Source organism: Nocardioides sp. (assembly GCF_031422975.1).
Classification (GTDB): Bacteria; Actinomycetota; Actinomycetes; order Propionibacteriales; family Nocardioidaceae; genus Nocardioides.
Map to the genome: position 1 here is coordinate 1 of NZ_JANPEO010000469.1, position 3,224 is coordinate 3,224.

Consider the following 3,224-nt stretch of genomic DNA (forward strand, 5'->3'; position numbering starts at 1 on the left):
CGGGTAGGCGGGCGGGCGGGCGGGCGGGCGGGCGATCCACCGTGCGTCATAGTTGGCGGTGTGCAGCATGTCGAGGCCGTAAGCTCGGCTGCCTGGCTCCTTGGCACGACGTATGCGTCGACGACACCGAGATTCGATGCGGCCTACGAGATGCCGGTCGATGCGATCGCACGTTCAGTCCGCACATAGTCCGCAAGAAGTCCGCAAAGGTTCGCGGAGAGCCACGATCGACCATCAACGGCCAACCACCTACGCGGAGCGCGTTTCTGCCGGTCAGAAGCACTCTTCGTTCACACCCAGCGACAATCGCAACTCGCCAAGGGACTCGCGATTCCGTTCACCAGCTACCGCGGAGCCGCCTCCGGTGTAGCCAGTCGTGAACGGACGGTTGCGACGTCAGGCGCTGTCTCGTCCGACCCGGACCACGAGGCAGGCAGCCTGGATCGAGAAGCGCAGCCGGGCTGCCTCGGTCAGCACGTCGCCGTCGACCTCGCACAACTGGGGTGGATCGACCCGCACGGTGAGGTCTTCACCCTGGTCACGCTGGAGCGACGGTCCGTCGCCTCGGTCGGTCAACACCCGCGCGGCCACCCCGATCCACCCGGCCAAGCTCTCGGGGCTGACCGTGGCCACGTCGAGGCGACCGTCGTCGATCGCGGCCTCGGGCAGGAGCACCATGCCGCCGGTGAGCTCGCCACAGTTGCCGACCACGACGGTGCGGGCATCGCAGGCTGAGGTGCGCCCGTCCACCGTCAGGTTGAGCGCGAAGGGGGCGTCGGCCAGGTGCTTGCCGCCGCTGGCGACGTACGCCGCCCAGCCGGCCTTGTCCTTCACGCCCTCGGGGGCGTCGTCCATGATCTGCGCGTCGAAGCCGACCCCGGCCATGACGGTGAAGCAGTGAGCGTTGTCCGCGTCGGTGCTCAGCGAGCCGGCCAGCTGGCTCTCGTCGGGGTCGACGACCATCCAGCCGACATCGATGGTGCGGTCCTGGCCGGAGAAGGCCACCCCGGCCGCGTCCGCCAGCGAGTCGATCGGCAGGCCGAGGTTGCGGGCCAACAGATTCCCGGTCCCACCGGGGAGCAGACCCAGCGGGACACCGGTGCCGACGAGTTCCTGTGCCACCGCCCGGACCGTTCCGTCGCCTCCGAGGGCGCACACCAGGCTGGCGCCGTTGCGCACGGCCTCGCGCGCCTGGCCGAAGCCGGGATCGTCCTCGGTCGTCTCCACCAGCGTGGGCGCCTCCATGCCTGCCGCGCTGGCCGCCTCCCGGAGGATCGTGCGCACGGTGTCGAGGTCCACCTTCATCGGGTTGACGACGACGACGACCTCAGCACTCGAAGCGTTCATTCGCGTACTCTTGCACGGCACCTGCGGGGTCTTCCGGAGGGGTGGTTGCGTGCGAGTGCACGCCAGGGGAGGACTGAATGAACAGCATCGGCGGCCGCGGCGGCGGCATGACGGGCTCGGCGAAGAGGGCGGCCTCCAAGACCGGCGATAATCCCGTCGTCGAGTGGGGGGCTCGCCTCGGCTACGGCGCCAATGGTGTCCTGCACCTGCTGCTCGCCTTCCTGACCGCCCAGATCGCTCTCGGTGGGGGCGGCGACAAACAGGCGAGCCAGTCGGGCGCGCTGGCGACGCTCGCCGGCGAAACGCTGGGGCAGGTCCTGCTCTGGGTGCTCGCGGCCGGGTTCACCCTGCTTGCCGTGTGGCAGCTGACGGAGCTCTTCGTGCGGCACGAGGTGTTCGACAAGGCGAAGGCCGGCGGCAAGCTCGTGCTCTACGCGGCGCTGACCTGGACGTCCTTCACCTTCGCCTCGGGCGGGCGCACCTCGAGCAACAAGCAGAGCAAGGACTTCACCGCGACCCTGATGGACGCACCCGGCGGGCAGTTGCTCGTCGGCCTGGTCGGCGTCGCCATCCTCGGCATCGCGGGTTACCACGTCTACAAGGGCTGGAAGAGGAAGTTCCTCGACGACCTCCAGGAGCACCCCGGCCAGTGGGCGGTCGTCGCCGGCCGGGTGGGCTACATCGCCAAGGGCATCGCCCTGGTCGCCGTGGGTGTCCTGTTCATCACGGCCGCGATCGAGCAGCGCGCGGGCAAGGTGACCGGCCTCGACGGAGCGCTCCACTCGATGCTGGACCTGCCCGCCGGGCCGGTGATCCTGGTCGGCGTCGCGCTCGGCCTGGCGGCGTACGGCGCCTACTCCTTCGCCCGGGCCCGCTACGCGCGCGTCTGATCCGCGTCGCCGCGACGCAGCCAGCACCAGGCCAGGACGGTGGCGACCAGACCGTTGGCGATGGCCACGAGCACGTCGCTGACGTGGTGCATGCCCCGGTAGAGGCGTGCGGACGCGACGAGGAAAGGGATGACCACGCAGACGCCGACCACGAGCCTGCGAAGCACCGGGTTCGCGATCTGCAGGGCCATCAGCCCCAGCGTGAAGTACAACCCGGTCGCGGCCCCGGTGTGTCCGCTGGGGAAGCTGGAGGTCGGCGGCGAGTCGTCCAGCTTCTCGACGTCGGGGCGCTCGCGGTCGATGAGGAGCGTGGTGAAGAAGAAGACCATCGCCTGCAGGCTGATCGCGATCAGCGGCACGACCGCGTACCACCACCGCTTGGTCCGCCACCAGAACAGCGCCACCACGACCAGGCACACACCGACGATGCTGACGGTCGCGCCCGTCCACGAGAAGACGAGCGTGACGCCGTCCCAGAGCGCTGTGCGTGACGACTCCAGGCTCTTGTTGACGCTCTCCTCGGAGACGCCGAGCTCCTTCAGCGGGCCGTCGGTGATGAGCCATCCCATCGCAAGCACGGCCAGCCACCACACCACGAGTGGGGGCAGGACGCGGACCGCCAGGTCGCGGCCAAACTCCCTGGCGGTGGGCCGGGACGTGTCGTCGCGCCAGCGGGTGAGGAACGTCATCAGTCGGATCCTTTCGTCGTGACGGGAGTCGGCGGTCGCCAACCGACGTAACCCGCGTACGCCGCCGCGGTCAGCCCACACCCGAGCAGCACGCCGGCCACCACGTCGGAGAGGAAGTGCGCACCGGCGAAGATCCTGTCCGCGCACGTCACGACCACCCAGGCCCCGCCGACGCAGACCAGCAGCAGCCGGAGGCGAGTGCTCACGAGCGGCCACACCAGCAGGACGACCACGGTGACCACGATGGCGTTGTTGGTCGCGTGGCCGGACCCGTCGCTGTCGGCGGGAGCGCCGAGGC

The 3,224-nt window shown here is 69.8% G+C and carries 4 protein-coding genes; 1 reads left to right on the plus strand and 3 read right to left on the minus strand.

Going from position 1 to position 3,224, the window contains the following annotated elements; translation table 11 throughout:
* Nucleotides 1-396: 396 nt before the first annotated feature.
* The gene (locus RMO85_RS13950; protein WP_310529331.1) at nucleotides 397-1,347 is read right to left on the minus strand and encodes a diacylglycerol kinase family protein; all 951 of its coding nucleotides are present in this window, start codon (nucleotides 1,345-1,347) and stop codon (nucleotides 397-399) included.
* 77 nt (nucleotides 1,348-1,424) lie between these two features.
* Here RMO85_RS13950 and RMO85_RS13955 point away from each other — a divergent pair, with 77 nt between their 5' ends.
* On the plus strand, nucleotides 1,425-2,237 hold the full coding sequence (locus tag RMO85_RS13955) for a DUF1206 domain-containing protein (RefSeq protein WP_310529332.1): 813 nt from the start codon (nucleotides 1,425-1,427) through the stop codon (nucleotides 2,235-2,237).
* Here RMO85_RS13955 and RMO85_RS13960 read toward each other — a convergent pair.
* The gene (locus RMO85_RS13960) at nucleotides 2,222-2,926 is read right to left on the minus strand and encodes a phosphatase PAP2 family protein (protein WP_310529333.1); all 705 of its coding nucleotides are present in this window, start codon (nucleotides 2,924-2,926) and stop codon (nucleotides 2,222-2,224) included. The genes RMO85_RS13955 and RMO85_RS13960 overlap by 16 nt on opposite strands.
* Nucleotides 2,926-3,224 (minus strand): phosphatase PAP2 family protein (locus tag RMO85_RS13965; protein ID WP_310529334.1); only part of this gene is annotated, 299 nt, incomplete at its 5' end. The genes RMO85_RS13960 and RMO85_RS13965, both read right to left, overlap by 1 nt.